This window comes from Promicromonospora sp. NPDC052451 (assembly GCF_044547525.1).
Lineage (GTDB): Bacteria > Actinomycetota > Actinomycetes > Actinomycetales > Cellulomonadaceae > Promicromonospora.
In genome coordinates this window covers 18,076-40,811 of sequence record NZ_JBIUAP010000023.1, presented here as the reverse complement: position 1 = coordinate 40,811, position 22,736 = coordinate 18,076, and the positions used below count along the sequence as shown (strand labels likewise).

General features: G+C 70.9%; 19 protein-coding genes. 9 read left to right on the top strand and 10 right to left on the bottom strand.

Annotated features, from left to right (window positions below; all coding sequences use genetic code 11):
- Positions 1–100: 100 nt before the first annotated feature.
- From ACIG47_RS26000 to ACIG47_RS25980, 5 genes are all read right to left on the bottom strand, one after another.
- Positions 101–1,156, bottom strand: a complete 1,056-nt coding sequence (locus ACIG47_RS26000) for a LacI family DNA-binding transcriptional regulator (RefSeq protein WP_397433959.1) — start codon at positions 1,154–1,156, stop codon at positions 101–103.
- Positions 1,157–1,333: 177 nt separating this feature from the next.
- Positions 1,334–2,971: a beta-xylosidase gene (locus ACIG47_RS25995; RefSeq protein ID WP_397433958.1), complete on the bottom strand. Its 1,638-nt coding sequence runs from the start codon at positions 2,969–2,971 to the stop codon at positions 1,334–1,336.
- Positions 2,972–3,075: 104 nt separating this feature from the next.
- Positions 3,076–3,981, bottom strand: coding sequence for a carbohydrate ABC transporter permease (locus ACIG47_RS25990; protein WP_397433957.1), 906 nt, complete (start codon positions 3,979–3,981; stop codon positions 3,076–3,078).
- A 16-nt stretch (positions 3,982–3,997) separates the two neighbouring features.
- Positions 3,998–4,948 (bottom strand): carbohydrate ABC transporter permease, encoded by a 951-nt coding sequence (locus tag ACIG47_RS25985; RefSeq protein WP_397433956.1) that lies wholly within the window; start codon positions 4,946–4,948, stop codon positions 3,998–4,000.
- An 80-nt stretch (positions 4,949–5,028) separates the two neighbouring features.
- A complete protein-coding gene (locus tag ACIG47_RS25980; RefSeq protein ID WP_397433988.1) occupies positions 5,029–6,351 on the bottom strand; it encodes an ABC transporter substrate-binding protein in 1,323 nt (440 codons plus the stop codon).
- Between the two features lie 210 nt (positions 6,352–6,561).
- Here ACIG47_RS25980 and ACIG47_RS25975 point away from each other — a divergent pair, with 210 nt between their 5' ends.
- Both ACIG47_RS25975 and ACIG47_RS25970 read left to right on the top strand, forming a co-directional pair.
- The gene (locus tag ACIG47_RS25975) at positions 6,562–7,629 is read left to right on the top strand and encodes a LacI family DNA-binding transcriptional regulator (protein ID WP_397433955.1); all 1,068 of its coding nucleotides are present in this window, start codon (positions 6,562–6,564) and stop codon (positions 7,627–7,629) included.
- Between the two features lie 49 nt (positions 7,630–7,678).
- Entirely contained in the window at positions 7,679–8,722 is a 1,044-nt protein-coding gene (locus ACIG47_RS25970; protein ID WP_397433954.1) for a LacI family DNA-binding transcriptional regulator, read from the top strand.
- Between the two features lie 13 nt (positions 8,723–8,735).
- On the opposite strand, the gene ACIG47_RS25965 is transcribed toward ACIG47_RS25970, so the two are convergent.
- Positions 8,736–9,350, bottom strand: a complete 615-nt coding sequence (locus ACIG47_RS25965) for a TetR/AcrR family transcriptional regulator (RefSeq protein ID WP_397433953.1) — start codon at positions 9,348–9,350, stop codon at positions 8,736–8,738.
- 141 nt (positions 9,351–9,491) lie between these two features.
- Between ACIG47_RS25965 and ACIG47_RS25960 the strand changes: the two genes are divergently transcribed.
- Positions 9,492–10,451, top strand: coding sequence for a zinc-binding alcohol dehydrogenase family protein (locus ACIG47_RS25960; protein ID WP_397433952.1), 960 nt, complete (start codon positions 9,492–9,494; stop codon positions 10,449–10,451).
- 88 nt (positions 10,452–10,539) lie between these two features.
- On the opposite strand, the gene ACIG47_RS25955 is transcribed toward ACIG47_RS25960, so the two are convergent.
- Both ACIG47_RS25955 and ACIG47_RS25950 read right to left on the bottom strand, forming a co-directional pair.
- Positions 10,540–13,347: an alpha/beta hydrolase-fold protein gene (locus tag ACIG47_RS25955; RefSeq protein WP_397433951.1), complete on the bottom strand. Its 2,808-nt coding sequence runs from the start codon at positions 13,345–13,347 to the stop codon at positions 10,540–10,542.
- Between the two features lie 320 nt (positions 13,348–13,667).
- Positions 13,668–14,687 (bottom strand): LacI family DNA-binding transcriptional regulator, encoded by a 1,020-nt coding sequence (locus tag ACIG47_RS25950; protein WP_397433987.1) that lies wholly within the window; start codon positions 14,685–14,687, stop codon positions 13,668–13,670.
- A gap of 68 nt (positions 14,688–14,755) precedes the next feature.
- On the opposite strand from ACIG47_RS25950, the gene ACIG47_RS25945 reads away from it, so the two are divergent.
- From ACIG47_RS25945 to ACIG47_RS25930, 4 genes are all read left to right on the top strand, one after another.
- Positions 14,756–15,682, top strand: coding sequence for a carbohydrate ABC transporter permease (locus ACIG47_RS25945; RefSeq protein WP_397410228.1), 927 nt, complete (start codon positions 14,756–14,758; stop codon positions 15,680–15,682).
- Positions 15,682–16,572 (top strand): carbohydrate ABC transporter permease, encoded by an 891-nt coding sequence (locus ACIG47_RS25940; RefSeq protein ID WP_397410230.1) that lies wholly within the window; start codon positions 15,682–15,684, stop codon positions 16,570–16,572. Before ACIG47_RS25945 ends, ACIG47_RS25940 begins: the two co-directional genes overlap by 1 nt.
- 48 nt (positions 16,573–16,620) lie before the next feature.
- Positions 16,621–17,949: an ABC transporter substrate-binding protein gene (locus tag ACIG47_RS25935; protein WP_397433950.1), complete on the top strand. Its 1,329-nt coding sequence runs from the start codon at positions 16,621–16,623 to the stop codon at positions 17,947–17,949.
- A gap of 93 nt (positions 17,950–18,042) precedes the next feature.
- Positions 18,043–19,554, top strand: coding sequence for an alpha-N-arabinofuranosidase (locus tag ACIG47_RS25930; protein WP_397410234.1), 1,512 nt, complete (start codon positions 18,043–18,045; stop codon positions 19,552–19,554).
- 42 nt (positions 19,555–19,596) lie between these two features.
- On the opposite strand, the gene ACIG47_RS25925 is transcribed toward ACIG47_RS25930, so the two are convergent.
- A complete protein-coding gene (locus ACIG47_RS25925) occupies positions 19,597–20,745 on the bottom strand; it encodes a GDSL-type esterase/lipase family protein (RefSeq protein WP_397433949.1) in 1,149 nt (382 codons plus the stop codon).
- Positions 20,746–20,776: 31 nt separating this feature from the next.
- The gene (locus ACIG47_RS25920; RefSeq protein ID WP_397433948.1) at positions 20,777–21,355 is read right to left on the bottom strand and encodes a TetR/AcrR family transcriptional regulator; all 579 of its coding nucleotides are present in this window, start codon (positions 21,353–21,355) and stop codon (positions 20,777–20,779) included.
- A gap of 148 nt (positions 21,356–21,503) precedes the next feature.
- Here ACIG47_RS25920 and ACIG47_RS25915 point away from each other — a divergent pair, with 148 nt between their 5' ends.
- Together ACIG47_RS25915 and ACIG47_RS25910 are read left to right on the top strand one after the other, a co-directional pair.
- Positions 21,504–22,133 carry a ClpP family protease gene (locus ACIG47_RS25915; protein WP_397410240.1) on the top strand — a complete coding sequence of 210 codons (630 nt, stop codon included), beginning with the start codon at positions 21,504–21,506 and terminating at the stop codon, positions 22,131–22,133.
- Complete coding sequence (locus tag ACIG47_RS25910; RefSeq protein ID WP_397410242.1) at positions 22,130–22,717, top strand: ClpP family protease; 588 nt, start codon at positions 22,130–22,132, stop codon at positions 22,715–22,717. The genes ACIG47_RS25915 and ACIG47_RS25910 overlap by 4 nt, the downstream gene beginning before the upstream one ends.
- The last annotated feature ends 19 nt before the right edge of the window (positions 22,718–22,736 follow it).

Below are 22,736 nucleotides of genomic sequence, written 5' to 3'. Positions count from 1 at the left end.
ATCTCCGTCGATCCGCGATGCCGTCCGGCATCTGGGTGTCCCGCCGGGCGGCTCGCCCGCCGGGGGTGGTCATGGGTGCGCCGGGCGCAGGGCCCGCCGCTCAGCCCCGCGGGTCGCGGAGCAGCTGTGCCCGGGGCGCGGCGGTGGAGTCCCGGACGACGAACGTGGTGGCGATCTCGATGTGGTGCGAGTCCACGGGCTTGCCCTCGTGCAGCGCCTGCACCGTCAGCAGGGCTCGCCGGCCGATCTCCTCCAGCGGCTGCCGGACGGCGGTCAGCGGCGGGTTGGCCCACGACGCGAGCGGTGTGTCGTCGTAGGCCACGAGGCTGACGTCCTCCGGGACCCGCAGGCCGGTGCGCCGGGCCGCCTCCAGCACGCCCATCGCCTGCGCGTCGCTCCCGGCGAAGACCGCCGTGGGCGGGTCGGGGCGGCGGAACCACTGCTCCGCCACCTCCACCGCCTGGTCGTGGTCGAAGCGGATCGGCCGGACCAGGTCGGCCTCGACCGGCACGTCCCGCTGCCGGCAGTAGGTCAGGAAACCGTCCAGGCGCGCCACGGCGCTGAGCGACTCCGCCGGCCCGGCGACCACCGCGATGTGCCGGTGCCCCAGCCCGACCAGGTGCTCCGCCGCGCTGCGCCCGCCGAGCCAGTTGGTGGACCCCACCGAGACCACGCCCTCCTCGCTGAGATCCAGAGGGTCGATCACCACCAGCGGCACCCGGGCGCGCGCGAGGCTCGCGTAGACGTCCGGGCCGAGCCCGGAGGTCAGCACGATCGCGCCCACCCGGTCGGCCGCGGCCAGCCGCTTGGCCCAGGCCGCGCTGGACTCCGGCACGCCGCTCGCCGACCGGCGGCGCACCCGGCCGACGACGACCTCCAGGTCCAGCTCCTCGGCGGCCAGGACCACGCCCCGCAGGATCTGGGTCGCGTAGGTGGTGTTCAGGGCGTCGACCATGAGCTCCACGGTGTGCGCCGTGCTGACGCGGGTGGGCCCCTGGTAGCCGAGCTCCGCGATCGCCGCCTCGACCCGTTCGCGGGTGCTCTCGGCCACGTCGGGCCGCCCGTTCACCACCTTGGACGCCGTCGCGGTCGACACGCCCGCGTGCGCGGCCACGGCGGCGAGGTTGGGGCGCAGTGCCCGGGTCGTCTTCGTCAAGCCTGCCTCCTCGTCCCGACCGTTTCTACCTCGAACCACCGAAAATCACAAGGCGCCAGATGCGGTCCGCCCACACCGCGCCACACCGGATAACCCCACGGATGTCCCGGCCAGTCGCCCGAAATCCGCGGTCGACGGCAGGCGCCACTCACCGAAACATTTCGACCGCCGCCGAGATCACCCGGCCGGCGTGATCGACAGCACCGACCAGGCCGGCAGGTCGAGGTCGATGTCCAGCACGCCGGCGTCGGAGGCGGTGAGCGTGCCGACGCGCAGCGTGTCGGCCACCCCGCGCAGCTCGGCCGTCTGCGCGGGCGTGAGGTTGAGCGGGGCACCCATCCGGTGCCACGCCTCGGCCACGTTGCCGTGGTCCCAGTCGATCGACTCGACGGTGAAGACGGTGCCGGGCGCGAGGCCCTCGACCGTGTGCCGGATCCGCCGGGCCGGGCCCTTCTCCGCCAGGGCACGCGTGGCCGCGTACGTCGTCTCCGAGCCGACGCCGTCGGCGCCCATGTCGTCGGGGTAGTTGAAGAACACGGCCGACACGCTGCCGGTACCGGAGTCCCGGGTGATCGTCCCGTGCGGGGTGACGGCCAGCGCGGTGTCCCCGAGCCGGGACAGCATCGCGAACGCGTGGTACGTCGGCTTGTGCAGGCCCTGCTCGTTCACCAGGCCGAAGCCGCCGTGGAACGGCCCGATGCCGGCGCCACCCTCCTCGAAGACGTCGGTGAAGGTCCAGTACGAGACCGAGTCCGCGAGCGCCGCGCACCGCAGGTAGGCGCGGGTGATGTACGTGGCGGCGAAGAGGGTGTCGTGGATGGCGTCGCGGCTGGAGGGGGAGCTCGACCACTCCGTGATGTGCAGCTCGGCGTCGGGGAACGGGCTCGCGGCGATGATCTTCCGGAGCGCGACCAGGTCGTCGTGGGTCGCGTCCACGTGGCGGCGGATGTGTCGGACCTGCCCGGAGGCCCCGAAGGCCAGGTCGGTCGGGTACAGGTGGGTGGACAGGAAGTCGAGCGGCACGTCGCGGCGCGCGCACCAGTCGATGAGCTCCTCGATCCACACGGGGCGCCAGTCGAGCGCGTCGACGTCCTGCGCCTCGGCCGTGGCGTGCTCGGCGGACCGGTCCTCCCACTCCCCCGCGTAGCGGTCGTCGGGCACGAACACGCTCGTCGAGGGCCCACCCACCTTGAGCTCCGGGTCGACTGCCTTGACGGCGCGGGCCGTGGCCTCGTACAGCTCGAAGTACTGCGTCCGGGTGCCGGTCCAGAAGTAGGGCACCAGGTTGGGCTCGTTCCACACCTCGAAGCGCCACTGCCGCACCTCGTCCAGGCCGTAGCGTTCGATCCAGTGCTCCACCGTCGCGGTGACCAGCCAGGTCCACCGCTCCATGTCCGTGGGCGGGCTGCAGTGGGCCTTCCACCAGAACAGCGTCTCCGTCTCCGTCGCCAGCTCGCGCGGCATGAACCCGAGCTCGACGAAGGGCCGGGCCCCGGAGGCGAGGATGAAGTCGAAGACCTTGTCGACGTAGCTGAAGGTCAGCACCGGCTCGTCCAGCGGCGTGGGCGGGCCGAACCCGCCGCCGTCGGAGGCGCGGTAGACGAACATGTCGTCGTGGAACAAGCCGTGGAAGCGCACGTACCGCGCGCCCAGGACCGTCACCGCCTCGGTGAAGTGCTGCTGCCAGTCCGCGCGCAGCGCCTCGTTCGCCCGGCCGGCGCCGACGCACTCGTTCCAGATGTGCCGCAGCGGTGCGCCGACGGCGGTCACGCCGTCGATCGTGAGGTCGGGCAGGGTCGTCGTGCTGTCCGCCATTGGTGTGTCTCCCTCGCGGGTGTCGGACGGGCGTGGAGAACCCACGGACCCGCTCGGAGCGGCCCGTCGTGATGGTCGAAGTGGTGGGGGTCGGTCAGGCTTCGTCAGCCCTTGACGGCGCCGAGGCTCAGACCCGACTGCCAGTAGCGCTGCAGGCAGACGAACGCCACGATCAGCGGGACGATCGTGAGCAGCGAGGAGGTCAGGACGAGGTTCTGGAGCAGCTCGCCGTTGCCGGCGGTGGAGGCGAGCTTGTTCCACTGGTTGATGCCGACGGTCAGCGGGTACCAGTCGGGGTCCTTGAGCATGATCAGGGGCAGGAAGTAGTTGTTCCAGATCGAGACGAACGAGAACAGCAGCACCGTGACCGTGGCGGGCACGAGCAGGGGCAGGGCGATCTGCCAGAACGTCCGGAACTCGCCCGCGCCGTCGATCTTCGCGGCCTCCAGCAGCCCGGTGGGCACGGCCTCCGCGGCGAACACCCACATGAGGTACAGCCCGAAGGGGTTGAGGAACGACGGGATCAGCACCGCCCACGGCGTGTTCGTCAGGCCGAGCTGCGCGAACAGCAGGAACTGCGGGATGGCCAGCGCGATGCCGGGCACGGAGATGGCCCCCAGCACCACGAACAGGAACACCCGCTTGCCCGTGAACTCCAGCTTGGCGAGGGCGTACCCGCCCAGCGCGGCCAGGAACGTGGAGACCACCGCCCCGACGACGACGTACAGCACGGTGTTGAGCAGCCACCGGCTGAAGATGCCGCCGTCGTAGGTGAAGACCGCCGCGATGTTGTCGAACAGGGCGAACCGCGTGCCGAACGAGAAGCCGAAGCTGGAGACGAAGTCCGCCTGGGACTTGGTGGCGTTGATGGCCAGCCAGACCAGCGGTATCAGGCAGTAGAGGGTGAACAACCCCGTCAGGAAGGTCAGCGTGCCGCTGGTGCGGGGGTTGGTGAGGGTGTGGAGGCGTCGGCGCGGGCCGCCCGGACGCCGGACGTCGGTGGTCGTCATGAGAGGTCTCCGGCTGCTACTGGTCGAGGGCGTTCTTCATGCCACGGATCTGGACCGCGTAGGCGATGGCGATGGTGAACGCGGCCATCACCAGGGCGAGAGCAGCGGCATAGCCCTGCTGGGAGCCCGTGAACGCCAGGTTGAAGGCGTACAGGTTGGGCGTGTAGTAGGTCGTGATCCCGCTGTTGGCCACCATCGACGGGAGGATCTGCGGCTCGTTGAAGATCTGGAAGGTGCCGATGATCGAGAAGATGACGGTGATCACGAGCGAGCCCCGGAGCGCGGGCAGCTTGATCGCGCGGATGACGCGCCACTCCCCCGCACCGTCGATCGCCGCCGCCTCGTACAGCTCGTGCGGGACGGCCTTGAGCACGCTGCCGAAGATGAGCATGTTGTAGCCCGTGAAGGCCCACGTGACCATCACGCCGATGGCGATCAGCGTGGTGCTGGGCCGGAACGGGTCCAGGTCGGTGCCGAGCCAGCCGTTGATGCTCCCGAACAGCCCGTAGCGCACGCCGAGCATGAAGCCCCACATCAGCGTGGAGACGATGGCCGGCACCGCGTAGGGCAGGAAGATCGCCACGCGCATGAACCGCATGCCGCGCAGCCGCATCGAGTCCATCGCCAGCGCCAGCGCGAGGGCCAGCAGGAGCATGACCGGCACCTGGATCAGCGTGAACCAGACCACGCGGGAGACGCCGTCCCAGAACTGGGCGTCGCCGAACAGCTTCGTGTAGTTCGCCAGGCCCACGAAGGACGGGCCGCCCACCATCCGGTCCTGGAAGAGGCTGAGGTAGGCGGCGTAGGCGATGGGCACGATGAACACCAGGGCGAACAGCACACCGAACGGTGCGACGAACGCCCAGCCGGTCTGCCGGCGACGAGGCCGGCGGTACTGCTGCTCCACGCCGGCGGGTGGAGGCGGGGTGGCGGCCACGGCGGGCGCCGTGCGCTGGGTCGCGCTCATGGACAGTCCTCTCGTGTCGTCCGGTCGGGGGCCGGGCGGACGTCCCGCGCCGCGGTGCGCAAGACGTCCGCCGACGGCGGCTAGTCGACCTGGAACCCCTGTTCGTTGCCGTACTCGACGGAGCGCTGCTCCCACGTCTCCAGCACCTGTGCGAGGGAGCCCTCGCCGGAGGTGTAGAACGGCGTGGCGATGTCGCCGTACGTGCTGCGGGCCCACTCGAAGAACGGCGGGTACTGCCAGCCGACGGCGGCGATGTTCGAGGCCTCCGCGAGCACCTCGCCCGTCTTCTGGTCACCGAAGTACGGGTTCTTCACCTCCTGGAACTCGGGGCTGTCGAGCACCGACGTGTTCGGCACGAAGGCTCCGGCGTCGACCCGGGGCTGCAGGCCCTCGCCGTGCGTGAAGTACTCGAGGAACGTGTAGGCCGCCTCCTTGTTGGCCGCAGCCTCCGGGATGCCGAACGCCGAGCCGCCGTTCTCGGCGCCGACCTTCTCGCCCTCCTCCCACTGGGGCATGAGCGAGACGCGGAAGTCGCCCGCGGCGTCCGGCGCCCGCTCGGGCAGGGTCGAGGTGAGCCAGCCGCCCATGTTCTGGGAAGCGAGGGTGCCGTCGTTGAGCGCCCGGTTCCAGTCGTCGGACCAGGCGCTGATCTTCGTGTTGACCAGGTCCTCGTCGATCATCTTCTGCCAGAAGGCCACGGCCTTCTGCGTGCCCTCGTCGGTGAAGTCGATGTGCACGGTGGTGCCGTCCACCTCGAACGGCCGCCCGCCCGCCTGCCAGATGAGCGACAGCAGGAAGAAGAGGTCGTTCGTGTCCTGCGTGATGTAGTAGTCGTCGCCCAGGGCGCGGATCTTCTTCGCCGCCTCGTAGTACTCGTCCCAGGTCGCGGGCGCCTCCTTGATCCCCGCCTCGGCGAACGTCGCCTCGTTCCAGAACATGACGGCGGGGCCGTAGTCGGAGGGCAGGGCGTAGACGCCGTCGCCCATCGTGACGTTGTTCCACGCCGAGGGGACGTAGTCGTCCTCCAGGTCGGCGGCACCCAGCGGGCCGAGGTCGGCGAGCTTGCCCGGCACGGCGAAGTAGGGCACCGCGAAGTACTCGAACATCACCAGGTCCGGCACGCCCGATCCGGCCTGGATCGCGTTGTCGAGCGCCTGGTACTCGTCGGACGACGAGCCGGCGTTCACCACCTCGACGTCGATGCCGGGGTTGGCCTTCTCGAAGCCCGGCACCGCGAGCTCGACCGTGCCGTCCCAGCTCCACACCGTCAGCGTCACCGGCTGGTCCGCGGTACCACCGCCGCCGGTCCCGCCCGCCGTACCTCCCGCGCCCGAGCACGCGGTGAGCGCACCGGCCGTCACGAGCGCGACGCAGACCGCCTGCGCCTTGGTCAAGAGCCTCATCACCCTGTCCCTCCTCGTTGAGAGCGTGCGAAACCTTTTCGCAACTTTATCGATCAAGCAGGGACTGTAGCGGCGCGCTCCGCCGGGCGTCAACAGTCGAGCCTGCCTCATCCTGCCGAGGCATGCCCCGCCTTCTGCGCGCACCCAGTCGGATTGACGCCCCATCAACGGACCGCTAGCCTTCGAAATAGTTTCGACGAAGGGAAGATCATGGCTGGCAGGCCCTCGACCGAGCGCCCGACCCTCGCCGACGTCGCACGCGCGGCCGGCGTGTCCACCGGCACCGCCTCGAAGGCGCTCAACGGCCGCCTCGACATCGCCGAGGACACCCGAGCCCGGGTCCTGGAGGCCGTGGCGGCGCTCGGCTACCGCCCCACGACCGCGCAGTGGGAGCCGCCGCGCACGCGCACCATCGCCGCGGTGACCGACGTGGTGGACTCCCCCTACGTCTCGAACGTGCTCCAGGGCCTCCTCGCCGCCGCCATGACCGCGCAGACCGACGTGCTGGTGCGGCTGGCTCCGGACCGCGCCGTGCGTGCCACGAAGGCGGCCGCCCAGGCCTGGGTGAGCGAGCAGAAGGAGTCGGGGGTCGTCGGCATCGTCGGCATCACGCTGAGCCGGCCCAACGCGGTGCTCCAGGCGGCGCGCAAGGTGGGCATGCCGTTCGTCATGATCGACCCCGTCGACGTGGACGACCCCCGGACCGTCAGCGTCGGCTCGGCCAACTGGGCCGGTGCGCGCACCGCCACGGAGCATCTCCTGGAGCTCGGCCACCGGCGCATCGGCTGGATCGGCGGCCCGGCCGCCTCCGCCGCGGCCCGAGAACGCTTCCACGGGTACCGGGCGGCGCTCGACTCCGCGGGCATCAGCCTGGACCGCACCCTGGTGCGCAGCGACCCCTTCTCCATCGAGACGGGCCTGGTGCACGGCTGCGAGCTGCTCGCGCTGCCCGCAGCGCCCACCGGGATCGTCGCCGGTGACGACGAGATCGCCGTCGGCGTGATCGCCGCGGCGCGCGAGCTCGGCGTCCCGGTGCCCGGGCGGCTCAGCGTGGTCGGCTTCGACGACACGCCGCAGGCCGCGTGGACCACCCCGCAGCTCACGTCGGTGCACCAGCCCCTGGCGGGGATGGGCCGGATGGCCGTGGAGACCGTGCTCGCGATGGCCGACGGCGTCGAGCCCGCCTCCCGCCACGTCCAGCTCGCCACCAGCCTGACCGTCCGTGACTCCACGGCACCACCCGCTGCCGTGGCCGGAACGGGGCCCGCCCGCCGCTAGGATGCCTCTGACCTGGTGTCGTGGCCGGTAGGGAGCAAGGGGGCGGTCCGTGAGCGTGACGTTGCAGGACGTCGCCCGGCTGGCCGGCGTCTCGACCAAGACGGTGTCCAACGTGGTGCACGACTTCCCCAGGGTCCGCGCCGAGACCCGGCGCCGCGTGCAGTGGGCCATCGAGGAGCTCGGCTACCGCCCCAACCTGTCCGCCCGCGGGCTGCGCTCCGGCCGCACCGGCGTGATCGAGCTGTCCGTCCCGGAGCTGCGCCAGAGCTACTTCGCCGAGCTCGCCGACGAGGTGATCCGGGCCGCGGAGCAGCGCGGCCTGGGCGTCCTGGTGGAGCAGACCGGCGGCGACCGGCAGCGCGAGATCGACGTCGTGACCCGGCGGCGCCCGTACCTGACCGACGGGCTGCTCTACGCCCCCGAACGGCTCGGCACCGAGGACAAGGACCTGCTCACCACCGACTTCCCCAGCGTGCTGCTCGGCGAACGGATCTTCGGCGGGCCCACGGACCACGTCACGATGCACAACACGAGCGCCGCGCGCGCCGCCGTCGAGCACCTGCTCGAGGTGGGGCGCCGGCGCATCGCGGTGATCGGCGCGCACCCGGACGGCCAGGTCCGCGAGCGCGCCTCCGACCTCCGCGTGGCCGGCTACCGGGAGGCCCTGGAGAGTGCCGGGCTCACCGTGGACCCCGACCTGATCCGGGTCGCCGCGCCGTGGTTCCAGTGGAACGGCGCCGAGGCGGTGCGCGAGCTGCTGGCCGCCAGGGTGCCGTTCGACGGGCTCTTCTGCCTCAACGACGGCCTGGCGCTCGGCGCGCTGCGCGAGCTGGCCGCCGCGGGCGTGCGGGTGCCCGACGACGTCGCGGTGATCGGCGTGGACAACATCGACGAGAGCCGGTTCTCCGTCCCGTCCCTGACGACGGTCGACGCGGGGCGCGCCGAGATCGCGCGGATCGCCGTGGACCTGCTCGTGGAACGGATCGCCGAGCATGGCGCGGGACCGGGCGACCGGCGGCCGCCCCGCCTGATCAAGCCGCCGTTCCGCATCGTGCGGCGCGAGTCCACGGGGTTCCCCGAGACGTCGGACTGAGTCCCCGCCGGGCTCAGCGCCCCGCGCCGTGGTGCGCCGGACCGAGCAGGGGAAGCCACACCGTGTCCACGATCTCGACGATCGCCTCGTCCGGCACCGCGCCCATGGTCATCAGCATGTCGTGCCGCACCAGGTCGAAGGGCAGGTTCACCACGCGTTCGGATCGCGGTACGTCCGCCAGCTCGCCACGTTCGACGGCGCGGTCGACGAGCGTCGCGAAGGGGCGCGTCCGGTCCGCGAGGCCCAGGCGGCCGCGCAGGTCGCCGAAGGTGGTACCGGTCTCGCGGAAGTAGTCCGCCAGCCAGACGCGCATGAGGATCAGCATGCGGGCCCGCTCGGCGTTGACCGTCCGGAGGAAGACGAGGGCGTCCTGGCGGAGGCCGCCGGTGTCCGGGAGGTCGATCGGGTGCCAGTACCGTGCGAGCGTGGCGACCAGGAGGTCCTCCCGCTGGGGCCACCGCCGGTAGAGCACCGGCTTGCTCGTGCCGGCGCGCGCCGCCACAGCCTCGTACGTGAAGCCGTTGTAGCCCTGTTCGACGAGCACGTCCCAGGCGGCCTCGGTGATCGCGTTCTCCAGTGCGGCACCCCTGCGCCGCGTGGGTGTGTCCTCCGTAGGCCCCTTGCTCACCACGAACCCACCTCTCCTCTCCTGCCGCTCCGCCGGGCGATTAGATTCGCTTGCGTATCTTAGCGGGCAGTCCTACGCTGGCTCAATAAGAAACGGCACCGTTTCTTAACGGTGCCCTGCGTCCAGCCAAGGAAGATGCGCATGTCCATGATCAACGCCGCGCTCGTGGAATCGTTCGACGAGCCGCCGCACCTCCGCTCCGTCCCCGCCCCCGCGCCCGCCCCCGGGCAGGAGGTGGTGGACGTCCTCGCCGTCGGCGTGCACCCCGCAACCCGCGGCATCGCGGCCGGCAAGCACTACACGAGCCCCACGTCGCTGCCCGCCCTCGCGGGGGCCGACGCGGTCGTCCGCCGAGCGGACGGCAGCCTCGGCTACGTGATGCTCATGGGCGCCGGCACCCTGGCCGAGCACATCGCCGTCGACCCGGCTGCCGTCATCCCGGTGCCGGACGGAGCTGATCCCGCGGTCCTGGTCGCGACCATGAACCCGGCCCTGTCCTCGTGGGGCGCGCTGCGCACCCGCGTCCCGTTCCAGACCGGGCAGTCGGTCCTGGTGCACGGAGCGACCGGCAACGCCGGATCCATGGCCGTCAAGGTCGCCCGGCACCTCGGCGCGGGCCACGTGGTCGCCGCCGGGCGCAACCGCTCGCGCCTGGACGAGCTCACCACCCAGGGCGCGGACCAGATCGTGCAGCTCACTCCCGACCAGGACGCCACGGCGGCCGCTCTCGCCCGGGCCGCCGCCGAGGTCGACGTGGTCCTGGACTACGTCTGGGGGCCGCCCACGGAGCTCGCCATGCGCGCCGTCCTGGGAGCGCGGACCCAGCACACCCGCGTGCTCGACTGGGTACAGATCGGCGGCACGGGCGGCGATGCGATCACCCTGTCCGGGCATGCCCTGCGCTCCAACGCGTTCCGCATCCTCGGCAGCGGGTTCGGCGCGGTGGACACGGAGGTGATGCTGCGGGAGTTCACGGAGCTCGTCGCCGCGATCGCCGCCGGTGCCATGGCCGTGCGCCCGCACCCGTTCCCGCTCGACCAGGTCGAGGCGGCGTGGGCCCACCAGGACGCGCCCGGGGAACGCACCGTCATCCTCCTGTGACCCGCCCCGGAGACGGGACCGCGGGTGGGGCCGACGAGCTCGCGCTCGCCGACCCCACCAGGGCGACGCCGGCCTCTCAGAAGCCGGGCTACCGCACCCTCAGCTCCTGGTAGGCGGCCGCGTGCGGCGCGTACGTCGGGTCACCCGAGTAGGCCACGTGCACGCGGTACCTCCCCCGCGGCAGGCCGGTCGTGTCCAGGCCGACCAGCGCCTGGCCCCGCACCAGCGGCACCACCTGGACCGTGCCGCCGAAGGTGACCGCCACCTCACCGGTCGGCCGCGGCGCGCCGTGGGTCCGGTGCGCGGGCGCCACGGTCACCTCCAGCCGGAACGTACCGCCCGCCACCACGGACGCCGGCGTCGCCTCGGCCTTCACCGTGACCGCCTTCGTACCCGTCGGCACGGGCGTGACCTCGGCGGCCGCCGACCGGTTCGGGTCGAAGACCGACGTCGCGACGACCCGCAGCGACGACGCCGTCTCGTCCGGCCCGACCGAGAGCAGGCCGTCGGCCGAGATCGTGGTGCCCGGCGAGGAGGCGCCCTCCACGGACCAGGTCACAGCGGACGAGGCACCGTGGGTCGTGGCCACCTCCGCCGTGAACTGCTCGGTCCAGCCCCGGGCCACCGTCGGTGCGGCCGGGGTCACCGACACGGCACCGACGTGCTGGAACAGCCGCGGGGCGAAGTCGATCAGGTTGAGCTGCCACGCGTCCCAGTTGTGCCCGTGCGCGGTGTAGCCGTTGAACTCGTAGTCCACCCCGATCGCGTCCATCGTGGCGATCCCGTTCACCACGCTGGTGTAGGTGGTGTCGGTGATGTTGCCCGAGTAGAACCGCAGCAGGGTCGTGCCGTCGTTGATGGCCTGCACGGTCGCGGCGTCGACCGCACCGCCGAAGCCCGCGGCGAAGACGCCCACGTACCCGAAGGTGCCGGGACGCGCCTTGAGCGCGGTCACGGTCTGCCCGCCACCCATGGACAGCCCGGCGTGCGCCATCTCGTCCCGGGCGCTGGACACGTTGAGTTGCTCCCGGGAGGTCGGGACGATCCGCTGCAGCAGCTCGTCGGTGAAGTTCACGCCGTTGCCGTTGGCCATGACGACCACCATCGGGACGGTCGCCCCGTCGAGGTACAGGTTGTCCAGGATCTGCCGGGCCCGGCCCATCTCGACCCAGTCCGTCCAGGACTGCCCGCTGCCGTGCTGCAGGTACAGCACGGGATAGGGCACCTCGCGGTCGGCGTCGTACCCCGGCGGCGTCCAGACCCAGGCGCTGCGCGTCGGGTTGCCCGCGGCGGTGCTCGGGTACTCCATCACCCGCAGGTCACCGCCCGTGCCGGCGGGGGCGTCCGCCAGGAGGCGTGCGGAGTCACCGGGCACGTAGAACGTGCTCCACGTGGGTTCGGTGGTCACGCTCGTCGGGTTGCCGGTGTCCTTCCTCTGCACGCGGTCCACGTGCAGGCGGTAGTAGTAGAAGCCGGGCTCGAGCTGACCGACCGTGGCCCGCCACCGGCCGGCGGAACGGGACATCTCCATCCGGACCCAGCGCTTCGACGGGCCGAAGTTGCCCCACACCGTCACCGTCTGCGCCGTGTCGTACTCGGCGGGCGCCTCGAACGTCACGAAGCCGTCGTCGGTCAGGTACGGCGTCGGCGTCGTGCCGGCGGGCGGAGGCGTGAAGGTGCCCGTCGCCGGCAGGTGACCGGGGCTCATGCCGTGGTCGTCGATGTCCTGCGGGTCGCGGAAGATGCGCTGGGAGAAGTCGTGCAGCGACTCCTGCCAGTGGTTCCAGTTGTGACCGTGGTCGGGGTCGATGCCGTCGAACTCGTGGTCGATGCCCGCGGCCTCCAGTGCCGGGATCGAGCTCACGACCGAGTTGTAGGCGAGGTCCGTCTTGTTGCCGGTGTAGAGCCGCAGGAGGGTGGTGCCCTCGTTGATCGCCTCGGCGTCCACGCCGTTCGTGCTGCCGAAGCCGAAGCCGAACGTGCCCACGTAGCCGAACACCCCGGGGTTGGTCTTGAGCACCGTCATCGACTGGCTGCCGCCCATCGACAGCCCGGCGAGCGCCATCCTCGCCGGCTCGTCGGAGACGTTGAAGTGCTCCCGGGACGCCGGGACGATCCGCTGGAGCAGCTCGTCGGTGAAGTTCACGCCGTTGCCGTTACCCATCACCACGACGGCCGGGACCATGTCGCCGTCCCGCACGAGGTTGTCGAAGATCTGCCGTGCGCGGCCGAGCTCCGTCCAGTCGCGGTAGCTCTGGCCGCCACCGTGCTGGAGGTAGAACACCGGGTAGGGCTCGGCGCGGTCCGCGTCGTAGCCCGGCGGGGTGTAGACCACCGCCGTGCGGGTCTGCCCCTGGGCGGTGGACTCGAAGGTCATGTCCTGCAGCGACCCCCCGGTGCCGGCGGGCACGTCGTTGAGGAAGAAGCCGTCCGGCCCGGGCACGTAGAACCAGCGCCACGTGGGCTGGACCTCGTTGGTGTTCGGGTTGGTGGTGTCGGCGAAGTGCAGCGTGTCGTCGGCGGTGAGCTGGTAGTGGTACAGCCCCGGTTCGAGCGGGCCGATCACGTCGGTCCAGCTCGACCCGCTGCGGGCCAGGTTCACCTGGGCCCAGTTGTCCGACGGCCCGAAGCTGCCGCGGGCCACGACCTGGGACACCCGGCGGCCGGTGGCCACCTCGACGGCGGCGTTCGGCACCGTCCACCGCGCGAAGACCCCCTGGCCGGGCACCTCCTGGACCGTGAGCCAGGGCGTCTCGGCCGCGGACGCCGGGGCGGTGGCCGCAGCCGTGCCGACGAGTGCGCCGGCGAGCGCCAGCGCCCCCGCGGCGGCCAGTGCGGTCCACCGGCGCAGCGACGAGCGCCGCCGTCCGCGTGGACCCTGAGTGGTGATCGTCATTGACTCACTCCCATCTGACACCTGCCCGCGGAGGGTGGCTCCCTTCGCGTCGACAGGGCGGGCTCGCGGCGACGACCGGCGGAGTGCCCGGCCAGCGTTACAACGTCGTAACGGCCCGAATCGGAGTCATGCTGGCGCGGCCCGATCACCTGTGTCAATAGGGTGATCTGGTCGAGTACGACGTTGGAACCAGGGTCGGCAGACCTCACCCGGGCAGGCACCCCCGGCCCGTTGACACCCATCGCGCGAGGCCCTACTTTATCGATAAACATCAACGGGTGCGATGAGGCACCGAGAGAGAGACCGCCGTGACCGATCGACTAGTGACCGGGTACGTGGCCGAGCGTCGACTCACGCACGACGATCCGGGCCGACATCACCGACTCCACCACCTCGCCGGGTGCCGCCGCACCGGCCTCGACACGCCGCAGCAGCAGCTCCATGATCCGCTCGGCCATCGAGTCGTTGTCCGGGTCCATGGTGGTCAGGCGCGGCACGAGGTACTCGCCCTCGGCGTCGTTGTCGAAGCCGACCACCTGCACGTCGTCCGGCACCCGCAGGCCGAGGTCCGCGAGCGCCCGCAGCGCGCCCATCGCGGCCGCGTCCGTCAGGGCGAAGGCGCCGTCGAAGGGCACGCCCTCGCGGTGCAGCCGCATGACGGCCTCGTACCCGTCCTTCGTCGTGTACGAGGCGGCGTCGACCACGAGCCGTTCGTCCACCGGTACGCCCGCCCGGGCGTGGGCGCTGCGGTAGCCGCGGCTGCGCAGCGTCGCCATGCTGTCGACGCCCTGGTCGGGCCGGCCACCGAGCAGCGCGACGCGCCGGGCGCCCCGGTCGAGCAGGTAGGACGTGGCGAGCTCCGCACCGCCCACGTTGTCCATCATCACGTGGTCGAACTCGCCGGACAGGCGCCGCTCCCCGAGCAGCACCACGGGCACCTCGATGCCCGCGGCCCGCACGTCGGCACTGTCGATCTGCACGGGGCTGAACACCAGGCCGACGTAGGGCCGTACCCGGTCGGTGGAGATGGCGGCCAGTTCGCCCTCCCGGCTGGCGCCGGTGCGCTCGATGATGACGTGGTACCCCTGCGCCTGGGCCAGCGTGTCCAGGCGGGCGGCGAGGTGCGCGTAGTAGGGCCCGTCCAGGTGCGGCACCAGCAGGCCGATCGCGCCGCCGCGGCCGGCCCGGAGCTGCCGCGCGGTGGCGTTCACCCGGTAACCGAGCCGGGCCACCGCCTCGAGCACGCGGGCCCGGGTGTCCTCGCTGGCCCCCGGCCGCCCGTTGATGACGTTCGAGACCGTCATCTTCGAGACCCCGGCCTCGAGGGCCACGTCGCTCATCTTCACCACGCCGACCATCATGACACCCCGCGATCGGCGCCCCCGTCCCGTCGTGCCGGCATCGCCCCATGGCTCTGATCAAGGAGGACCAGACCGCCGTGAAACAGCTCCTCTACTCGAAGAGGCTCGCGCCCTACCTGTTCATCCTGCCGTTCCTGGTGACCCTCGCGGTCTTCTGGGTGGTGCCGCTCGGGCGCTCGTTCGTGATGAGCACCCAGGAGGTGCTCTACGGGCAGGCGACCTTCATCGGCAGCGCCAACTACGAGCGGCTCTGGCAGGACCGCATCTTCTGGCAGGCCCTGTTCAACAGCATGCGCTACATGGTGCTCACGCTCGTGCTGCTCATCCCGATCCCGCTGGCGCTGGCGGCGCTGGTCAACTCGAGCATCGGCAGCACCCGCATCAAGGCGTTCTTCAAGGCGTCGATGTTCGTGCCGGCACTGACCTCCGTGGTCGTGGCGGGCATCGTCTTCCGCCTCATCTTCGCGGAGTCCGACTCGGCGATGATGAACCAGGTGGCCGAGTTCTTCGGCTTCGGCCCCGTCCGGTGGCTGCGCAGCGACCTCACCGGCCTCGTGGCGCTGCTGGCCATCGCCCTGTGGCGGTGGACCGGCGTCAACATGATGTACTTCCTGGCCGGGATGCAGGCGATCCCCACCGAGTACTACGAGGCGGCGTCGATCGACGGGGCGAGCAAGTTCCGTCAGTTCATCCACATCACGGTCCCGAACATCCGGCCCACCATCGTCTACGTCGTGACCATCAGCGTCTACGGCGGCCTGGCGATGTTCCTGGAGAGCTTCATGCTCTACGCCGGCAACAACTCCCCCAACAACCAGGGCCTCACGGTCGTCGGTTACCTCTACCGCAAGGGCATCGAGGAGAACGACCTCGGCTTCGCGTCCGCGGTCGGCGTGGTGCTGCTCGTCATCGTCATGACGATCAACATCTGCTACCTCGTCGCCAGCGGCACCTTCAAGAAGGAGGCCGCGTGATGGCCGCTCTCCGAGAGCACACCCGGGCGACGACCGTCCCGACCGCCGCCCCGCGCCGCCGCGGGCCGTCCACCGCGGCGTGGGTGCAGAGCGCCTTCCTCGTCGTGATCGCCCTGATCTCCCTGGTCCCGTTGCTGGCGATCTTCGTGGGCACCTTCCAGGACGGCAACGAGGTGATCCGGCGGGGCATGACGTTCGACGTCGACCTCGGCGGGCTGAGCCTGGACAACTACGTGCTGCTGTTCACCGACTCGGGCCCGTACTTCCGCTGGTTCGTCAACACGCTGCTGCTGACGGTCGCGCAGGTCGCCGGCACGCTCCTGGTGAGCTCGTTCGTCGCCTACGGCTTCGCGATGTACGAGTTCCGGACCAAGACGCTGTGGTTCATCATGGTGCTCCTGGTCATGACCGTGCCGTTCGAGATGCTCATGCTCCCCCTGTACGTGCAGGTGAACGACATGGGCCTGGCCGACACCTACACGGTGATCGCGCTCCCGTTCCTCGCCTCGGCCGTGACGATCTTCTTCTTCCGCCAGTACTTCCTGGGCATACCCAAGGAGATCATCGAGGCCGGGCGGATGGACGGCGTGAGCGAGTTCGGCATCTTCTTCCGGCTGGTGCTGCCGATCACCAAGCCGGCGATGGCTGCCATGGCGATCCTCAACGGGATGATGTGCTGGAACAACTTCCTCTGGCCGCTGCTGGTGCTGCGCAGCCCCGAGAAGTTCACGCTCCCGATCGGCCTCAACACGCTGCTGACGCCGTACGGCAACAACTACGAGCTGCTCATCATCGGGGCGTTCTTCTCACTGATCCCCGTCCTCATTCTTTTCCTCGCGTTCCAGCGGTTCTTCATCGAAGGAATCACCGCGGGAGCGGTCAAGGGCTGACCCCTCCCCAGGCTTCACCTTCCCTCACGAGAGATAACGGAGAAACTCATGACAAGGCTACGGACGACGGTGTCCACGGTGGTCGCCGCGCTCGCGGTGACGGCGCTGACCGCCTGCGGTGGTGGTCAGCCGGAGGCACCCACGAAGAACGCCGACGGCTCCACCACCCTCAACATGTGGACGTTCGCGGACGTGCACGCGACGTACTACGAGGAGATGGCCGAGCGGTGGAACGAGGCCAACCCGGACCAGGAGATCCAGCTCGAGGTCACGGTCTACCCCTACGACGACATGCACAACAAGCTGCAGCTCGCCGTGAACTCCGGTGAAGGCCTGCCGGACGTGGTCGACATCGAGGTGAACAAGTTCGCCAACTTCGTCAAGGGCGAGAACCCGCCGCTGCTCGACCTGACCGAGTACGCGGCGCCGTACAAGGACGACGTGGTCCAGGCGCGCCTCGACCTGTACAGCAAGGACGGCACGATCTACGGGTTCCCGACCCACGTGGGCGCGTTCACCACCTTCTACAACACCGAGGCGCTCGAGGGCGCCGGCATCGACTACACGACCATCAAGACCTGGGACGACTTCAAGGAGGCCGGGGTCAAGTACCACGAGGAGACCGGCAAGGCCTTCGGCGTCGCCAGCACCAGCGTCATGTTCCTCGAGCCGCTCATCACGGCGCAGCTCGGCGGGCAGTACATCGACGACGCGGGCAACGTGCAGGTGAACAGCCCTGAGGTGGTCGAGACCCTCTCGATGATGAAGGACATGCAGGACGCCGGCGCGATCTCCACCATCCCCGGCGGGAGCCCCGACTCCGAGGAGGCGTACGGCGCCATCAACGACGGCGACTACGCCGCGATCGTCTACCCGGCCTGGTACACGTCCCGGTTCGTCGACTACATGCCCGACCTCGCCGGCAAGGTGGCCATCGCCCCGGCGCCGGTCACCGACGACGCCGTCGTGCAGACCATCGGTGGTGGCGGCACCGGGGCGGCCGTCCCGGCCGTCTCGCCGAACAGGGACCTCGCGGCGCAGTGGCTGGCGTTCGCCAAGCTGTCCCCCGAGGCGAACGTCGCCGTCTGGGAGGTGCTGGGCTTCGACCCGGTGAACATGTCCGTCTGGGAGGACGAGGAGGTCACCAAGAACCCGGACAACAAGTTCAACAAGTACTTCCAGACCAACCTGTTCGACGTGCTCAACGAGGTCAAGGACGGCATCGGGCACTTCGAGTCGTTCAGCGACCCGAACTGGCCCACGGTCGACGACACGTTCCGCACGGTCACGCTCAACGAGATCTACGAGAACGGCACGCCGGTCCAGGACGCCCTGGACCAGACGCAGGCCGACCTGCAGAACCAGCTCGGGCAGTAGTCCGGCTGATCGCGCGGGCGGGGCGGCCGGCCACGGCGGCCCCGCCCGCGCGGCGCACGCCTCACGCACCAACCACCGAGGAGTACATCACCCATGCTGTCCGCATCCGTCACCATCGACCCGGCGTTCGTCGTCGGACCGGTGCGCCCCCGCACGTTCGGCTCGTTCGTCGAGCACCTGGGCCGCAGCGTGTACACGGGTCTGCACGAGCCCGGCCACCCGACCGCCGACGCCGACGGGTTCCGGGGCGACGTCGCCGAGCTCACCCGCGAGCTCGGTGTCTCGACGGTGCGCTACCCCGGTGGCAACTTCGTCTCGGGCTACCGCTGGGAGGACGGGATCGGCCCCGTCGAGCAGCGTCCCAGCCGGCTCGACCTGGCCTGGCACTCGACCGAGCCCAACCTCGTGGGCGTCGACGAGTTCATGCGGTGGTGCGCCCGGACGGGCGTCGAGCCCATGATGGCCGTCAACCTCGGCACCCGCGGCGTCCAGGAGGCCCTCGACCTGCTGGAATACTGCAACGTGCCCGGCGGCACCACGTGGAGCGACCTGCGCCGGGCCAACGGCGCCGAGGACCCGTACCGGATCACGATGTGGTGCCTGGGCAACGAGATGGACGGGCCCTGGCAGATCGGTCACAAGACCGCCCACGAGTACGGTCGTCTCGCGGCCGAGACGGCACGGGCGATGCGGATGATCGACCCGGACCTCGAGCTCGTGGTGTGCGGCTCGTCGGGGTCGCAGATCGACACGTTCGGCGCCTGGGAGCACACCGTGCTGACCGAGTCCTACGAGCACGTCGACCACGTCTCGGCGCACGCCTACTACTGGGAGGAGGACGGCGACCTCGCCTCCTTCCTGGCCTCCGCCGTCGACATGGACCACTTCGTCGACTCGGTGGCCGCGACCGCGGACGCCGTGCGGGCGGCCGGCAAGCACACCAAGCGCATCAACATCTCGTTCGACGAGTGGAACGTCTGGTACCAGAAGCGCGCGGAGTCGCGTCCCCCGTCGGGCGACGACTGGCCGGTGGCGCCCGTGCTGCTGGAGGACCGCTACAACGTGGCCGACGCCGTGGTCGTCGGCAACCTCCTCATCTCGCTGCTGCGGCACACCGACCGCGTGCACGCGGCGTCCCTGGCGCAGCTCGTGAACGTCATCGCACCGATCATGACCGAGCCGGGCGGCCGGTCCTGGCGGCAGACGACGTTCCACCCCTTCGCGCTGACGGCCCGCCACGCCGCCGGCGACGTGCTGCGCCTGGCCGTGGACGCCCCCGTGCAGGAGACGGCCAAGTTCGGCCCGGTGCCCGTGCTCGACGCCGTCGCCACCCACGACCCGGCCACGGGCGGCGTCGTGCTGCTCGCGGTGAACCGGTCGCTCACCCAGGACGTCGCGCTCGAGGTGGACCTGCGGGGGTTCCCCGGCCTGCGCGTGGCGGAGGCCCTGACGCTGTCCAACCCCGACCACACCTGGTCGGCGACGGCCGACGACGCCACCTCCGTGCTGCCGCGGCCCAACGCGTCCGCCAAGGTGGCCGACGACCACGCGCACGCCGAGCTGCCGCCCGTGTCCTGGTCGATGATCCGGCTCGAGCGGGTCTGACCTTGTGAACCGGTCCGGAGGCCGCTCCGGACCGGTTCTGCCTCAGGCCCCGGCGAACGGCCCGTCCGCGCCGAAGGCGTACCGCGCGAACCGTTCGCCGATCAGCCCGTGGGTGGCGGTGTCCGGGTGCAGGGCGTCGGGCAACGGGTGCTCGACGGCGTCGTCGGGGCCGTAGAGCGTGGTGCCGTCCAGGTAGTGCAGGTTCGGGTCGGCACGACGCTCGACCACCTCGGCCAGGGCGTCGCGGATCACCCGGAGCGTGAGCTTGCCCTGCCGCTGCTCCTCGCTGCGGCCGGTCGCGACGAACCGGACCTGGTCGGTGCCGAGGGTGGCGGGGTCGACCGCGCCCGGCCCCGGGGTGTCCTCGTGGATGGCGCAGAAGATCGCCGACGCCAGCACGATCGGCGTGTCCGGGTGGCCGTCGCGGATCGTGTCGAGGAAGCCGTGCACCGCCGGGACGAAGGTGCGCAGCCGCATCCCGTCGAGGTTGACGACGTTGATGCCCAGCTTGAGGCTGATCAGGTCGGCCTCGGTGTCACGGATCACGCGGGCGAGGAACGGGTCCACCAGCGCGCTGCCGCCGAGGCCGAGGTTGTGCAGGTCGACGCCACCGAGCCGGGCCGCGACGGCGGGCCAGATCCGGGTGGGTGCGGTCGCGTTCGAACCGTGGCTGATGGAGCTGCCGTGGTGCAGCCAGAGGCGCCGGGAGGGCTCCACCGGGGTGACCGGCGCGTCGGTGCGCAGCTCGACGAGCTCCACCGACTCGTTGTGCGGCAGCCACAGCTCCACGACCTTGTCGCCGCCGGGCAGGCCGTCGAACGTCGTGGTGTGCGACGAGCCGGGCCGGAACTCCGAGGCACCGGTCGCGAGATCCGCCTCGATCACGTCGCCGTCGGCGAGCACGGCACTGGCGACGGGCTCCCCGTCGACCACGAGGTCGACGGCGCCCCGTGGCCGGTCCGCGCCCCGGTAGGCGACGCGCAGCGGGTGGGTCACGAGCGACACCGTGCGGGCGGAGGTGGCCACCACCACGCGCACGCCCGACGGCTGGCCCTCCACCATCAGCAGCTGCGGGTCCGGGAACTGGTCGCGGACCCACAGCGGGAGACGGTGGGGGCGCAGGCCCCGGGCCGTGGTCTCGACCTCCGTGGTGCCGTGCAGGAACGCTGCGGTCAGGGGTGTGGTGAACATGGGGGTCCTTTCCTGTGCCGGCTCGCCGGCGTCACGTCTCCTGACCGGTCGGCCAGGTGCGCAGGAGGGTGTCGAGCGCGTCGACGGCGCGGTGCCACGACACCTCCGGGGCGGGTTCTCTGTGGTCGAAGCTGCCCACGTGCTCCAGCGTGAGGTAGCCGTTGATGGTGCTGCCCACCAGCCGTGTGACCGTCACGCGGTCGCCCGGCGGGATGTCGTACCACCGCAGGACGGCGTCCATGAGCGCGGCGACCGTCCGGGCGGCGTCGGACGCCGCGACCGCGGGCCCTACCCGGCGCTGGAGCGACTGCCAGCGGCCGGGCCGTTCCCGGGCGAACGACCGGTGCGCCTGCGCGAGCCCGTCGAGCGCGGGGTGCCCTGCCCGGCCGGCGACGGCCTCGGCGATCCGGCCCGCGAGCTCCTCCAGCGCGAGCGTGCTGATCCCGTCCAGGAGCGCGGCGTGGTCGCGGACGTGCGAGTAGAGGCTGGGCGTCCGCACGCCGAGCCGCCGCGCGACGGCGGACAGCGTGACGGCCTCCAGGCCGTGCTCGTCGGCGAGGACCGCCGCCTCGGCGACCACCGTGGCGGGGGTGAGGGCAGGCCGGTTCATCTCTCCAGCCTATACCCATTAGGTCTATACCTATAGCTAGTAGTCCGCACCCTCGGCGACGGCAGAACGGCGCGCCCGCTGCTCTGAGCAGTCCTGCTCTGGGCAGATGTTCCCGCCGGCACCCCTCCCAGGAGTGCACGGTGAGGTCATGACCGACACACCGAAGCCGCCCCAGTTCGGCACCCACTCCCGACGCGAGCTGTACGAACGGCGCGTCCTGGTCCTCGACGGACCCCTGGACGACGACAACGGCACGCTGCTGATGACACAGCTCATCGCGCTGGCCACCGAGGACCCGTCCGACGACATCGACCTGTGGATCCACTCCCCCGGCGGCTCGGTGCCGTCGATGCTGGCGATCCGCGACCTCATGCGCACCATCCCGAACGACGTCTCGACCCTGGTGCTCGGCATCGCCTACAGCGCGGGCCAGTTCCTCCTGTCCGCGGGCACGAAGGGCAAGCGCCGGGCCCTGCCGAACTCCCGGGTGCTCATGCACCAGGGCTCGGCGGGCATCGCGGGCACGGCCGTGGACGTCGAGCTGCAGGCCGACGACCTGCGGCACACCCGCGACACCATCCTGCGGCTGGTCTCCGAGGACACCGGCCAGCCGGTCGACCGTGTCTTCGAGGACTCCCTGCACGACCACTGGTACACGGCCCAGGAGGCGCTCGACTTCGGGTTCGTCGACACGATCGTCACCAGCTTCGACAGCATCCGGCCGCGCGAGCGCCGGCGGACCGGCTTCAGCACCGTGACCGAGGAGGACGCCCGATGAGCACCTACACCATCCCGAACGTCATCGCCGCGCACCCGCGGGGCGAGCGGATCATGGACGTCTACTCCCAGCTCCTGTCGGAGCGCATCATCTACCTCGGCACCGCGATCGACTCCGGGGTCGCCAACGCCCTCATCGCGCAGCTCATCCACCTGGAGTCGAGCAACCCGGACGGCGACATCCAGCTCTACATCAACTGCGAGGGCGGCGACCCGAGCGCAGGGATGGCCATCTACGACACGATGCGCTACATCCGCTCCCCCGTGTCGACCACCTGCGTCGGGCAGGCCGTCGCCGTCGGCGCCGTCCTCCTGGCGGCCGGGGCCGACGGCAAGCGGGCGGCGCTCCCCCACGCCCGGGTCGTCCTGCACCAGCCCGTGGCCCAGGGCCGCGGCGCGATCCCGGACCTGATCCTGCAGGCCGACGAGGTGGTGCGCATCCGCGCCGACATGGAGGCCGCGCTCTCCCGGCACACCGGCCAGAGCACCGCCACCCTGCGCGCCGACACGGACCGCGACCGGATCTTCACCGCCGAAGCGGCGCGGGAGTACGGCCTGCTGGATCACGTGATCGACCAGCGCTGACGTGGCGGGACGGCGTCGA

Excerpts from the sequence above, each read along its gene's own strand:
- ACIG47_RS25935 (WP_397433950.1), top strand. The coding sequence starts at position 16,621 with ATGACAAGGCTACGGACGACGGTGTCCACGGTGGTCGCCGCGCTCGCG.
- ACIG47_RS25995 (WP_397433958.1), bottom strand. The coding sequence starts at position 2,971 with ATGGCGGACAGCACGACGACCCTGCCCGACCTCACGATCGACGGCGTG.
- ACIG47_RS25975 (WP_397433955.1), top strand. The coding sequence starts at position 6,562 with ATGGCTGGCAGGCCCTCGACCGAGCGCCCGACCCTCGCCGACGTCGCA.
- ACIG47_RS25985 (WP_397433956.1), bottom strand. The coding sequence starts at position 4,948 with ATGAGCGCGACCCAGCGCACGGCGCCCGCCGTGGCCGCCACCCCGCCT.
- ACIG47_RS25920 (WP_397433948.1), bottom strand. The coding sequence starts at position 21,355 with ATGAACCGGCCTGCCCTCACCCCCGCCACGGTGGTCGCCGAGGCGGCG.
- ACIG47_RS25990 (WP_397433957.1), bottom strand. The coding sequence starts at position 3,981 with ATGACGACCACCGACGTCCGGCGTCCGGGCGGCCCGCGCCGACGCCTC.
- ACIG47_RS25910 (WP_397410242.1), top strand. The coding sequence starts at position 22,130 with ATGAGCACCTACACCATCCCGAACGTCATCGCCGCGCACCCGCGGGGC.
- ACIG47_RS25980 (WP_397433988.1), bottom strand. The coding sequence starts at position 6,351 with ATGAGGCTCTTGACCAAGGCGCAGGCGGTCTGCGTCGCGCTCGTGACG.
- ACIG47_RS25945 (WP_397410228.1), top strand. The coding sequence starts at position 14,756 with ATGGCTCTGATCAAGGAGGACCAGACCGCCGTGAAACAGCTCCTCTAC.
- ACIG47_RS25960 (WP_397433952.1), top strand. The coding sequence starts at position 9,492 with ATGTCCATGATCAACGCCGCGCTCGTGGAATCGTTCGACGAGCCGCCG.
- ACIG47_RS25915 (WP_397410240.1), top strand. The coding sequence starts at position 21,504 with ATGACCGACACACCGAAGCCGCCCCAGTTCGGCACCCACTCCCGACGC.
- ACIG47_RS25955 (WP_397433951.1), bottom strand. The coding sequence starts at position 13,347 with ATGACGATCACCACTCAGGGTCCACGCGGACGGCGGCGCTCGTCGCTG.
- ACIG47_RS25930 (WP_397410234.1), top strand. The coding sequence starts at position 18,043 with ATGCTGTCCGCATCCGTCACCATCGACCCGGCGTTCGTCGTCGGACCG.
- ACIG47_RS25925 (WP_397433949.1), bottom strand. The coding sequence starts at position 20,745 with ATGTTCACCACACCCCTGACCGCAGCGTTCCTGCACGGCACCACGGAG.
- ACIG47_RS25940 (WP_397410230.1), top strand. The coding sequence starts at position 15,682 with ATGGCCGCTCTCCGAGAGCACACCCGGGCGACGACCGTCCCGACCGCC.
- ACIG47_RS25950 (WP_397433987.1), bottom strand. The coding sequence starts at position 14,687 with ATGAGCGACGTGGCCCTCGAGGCCGGGGTCTCGAAGATGACGGTCTCG.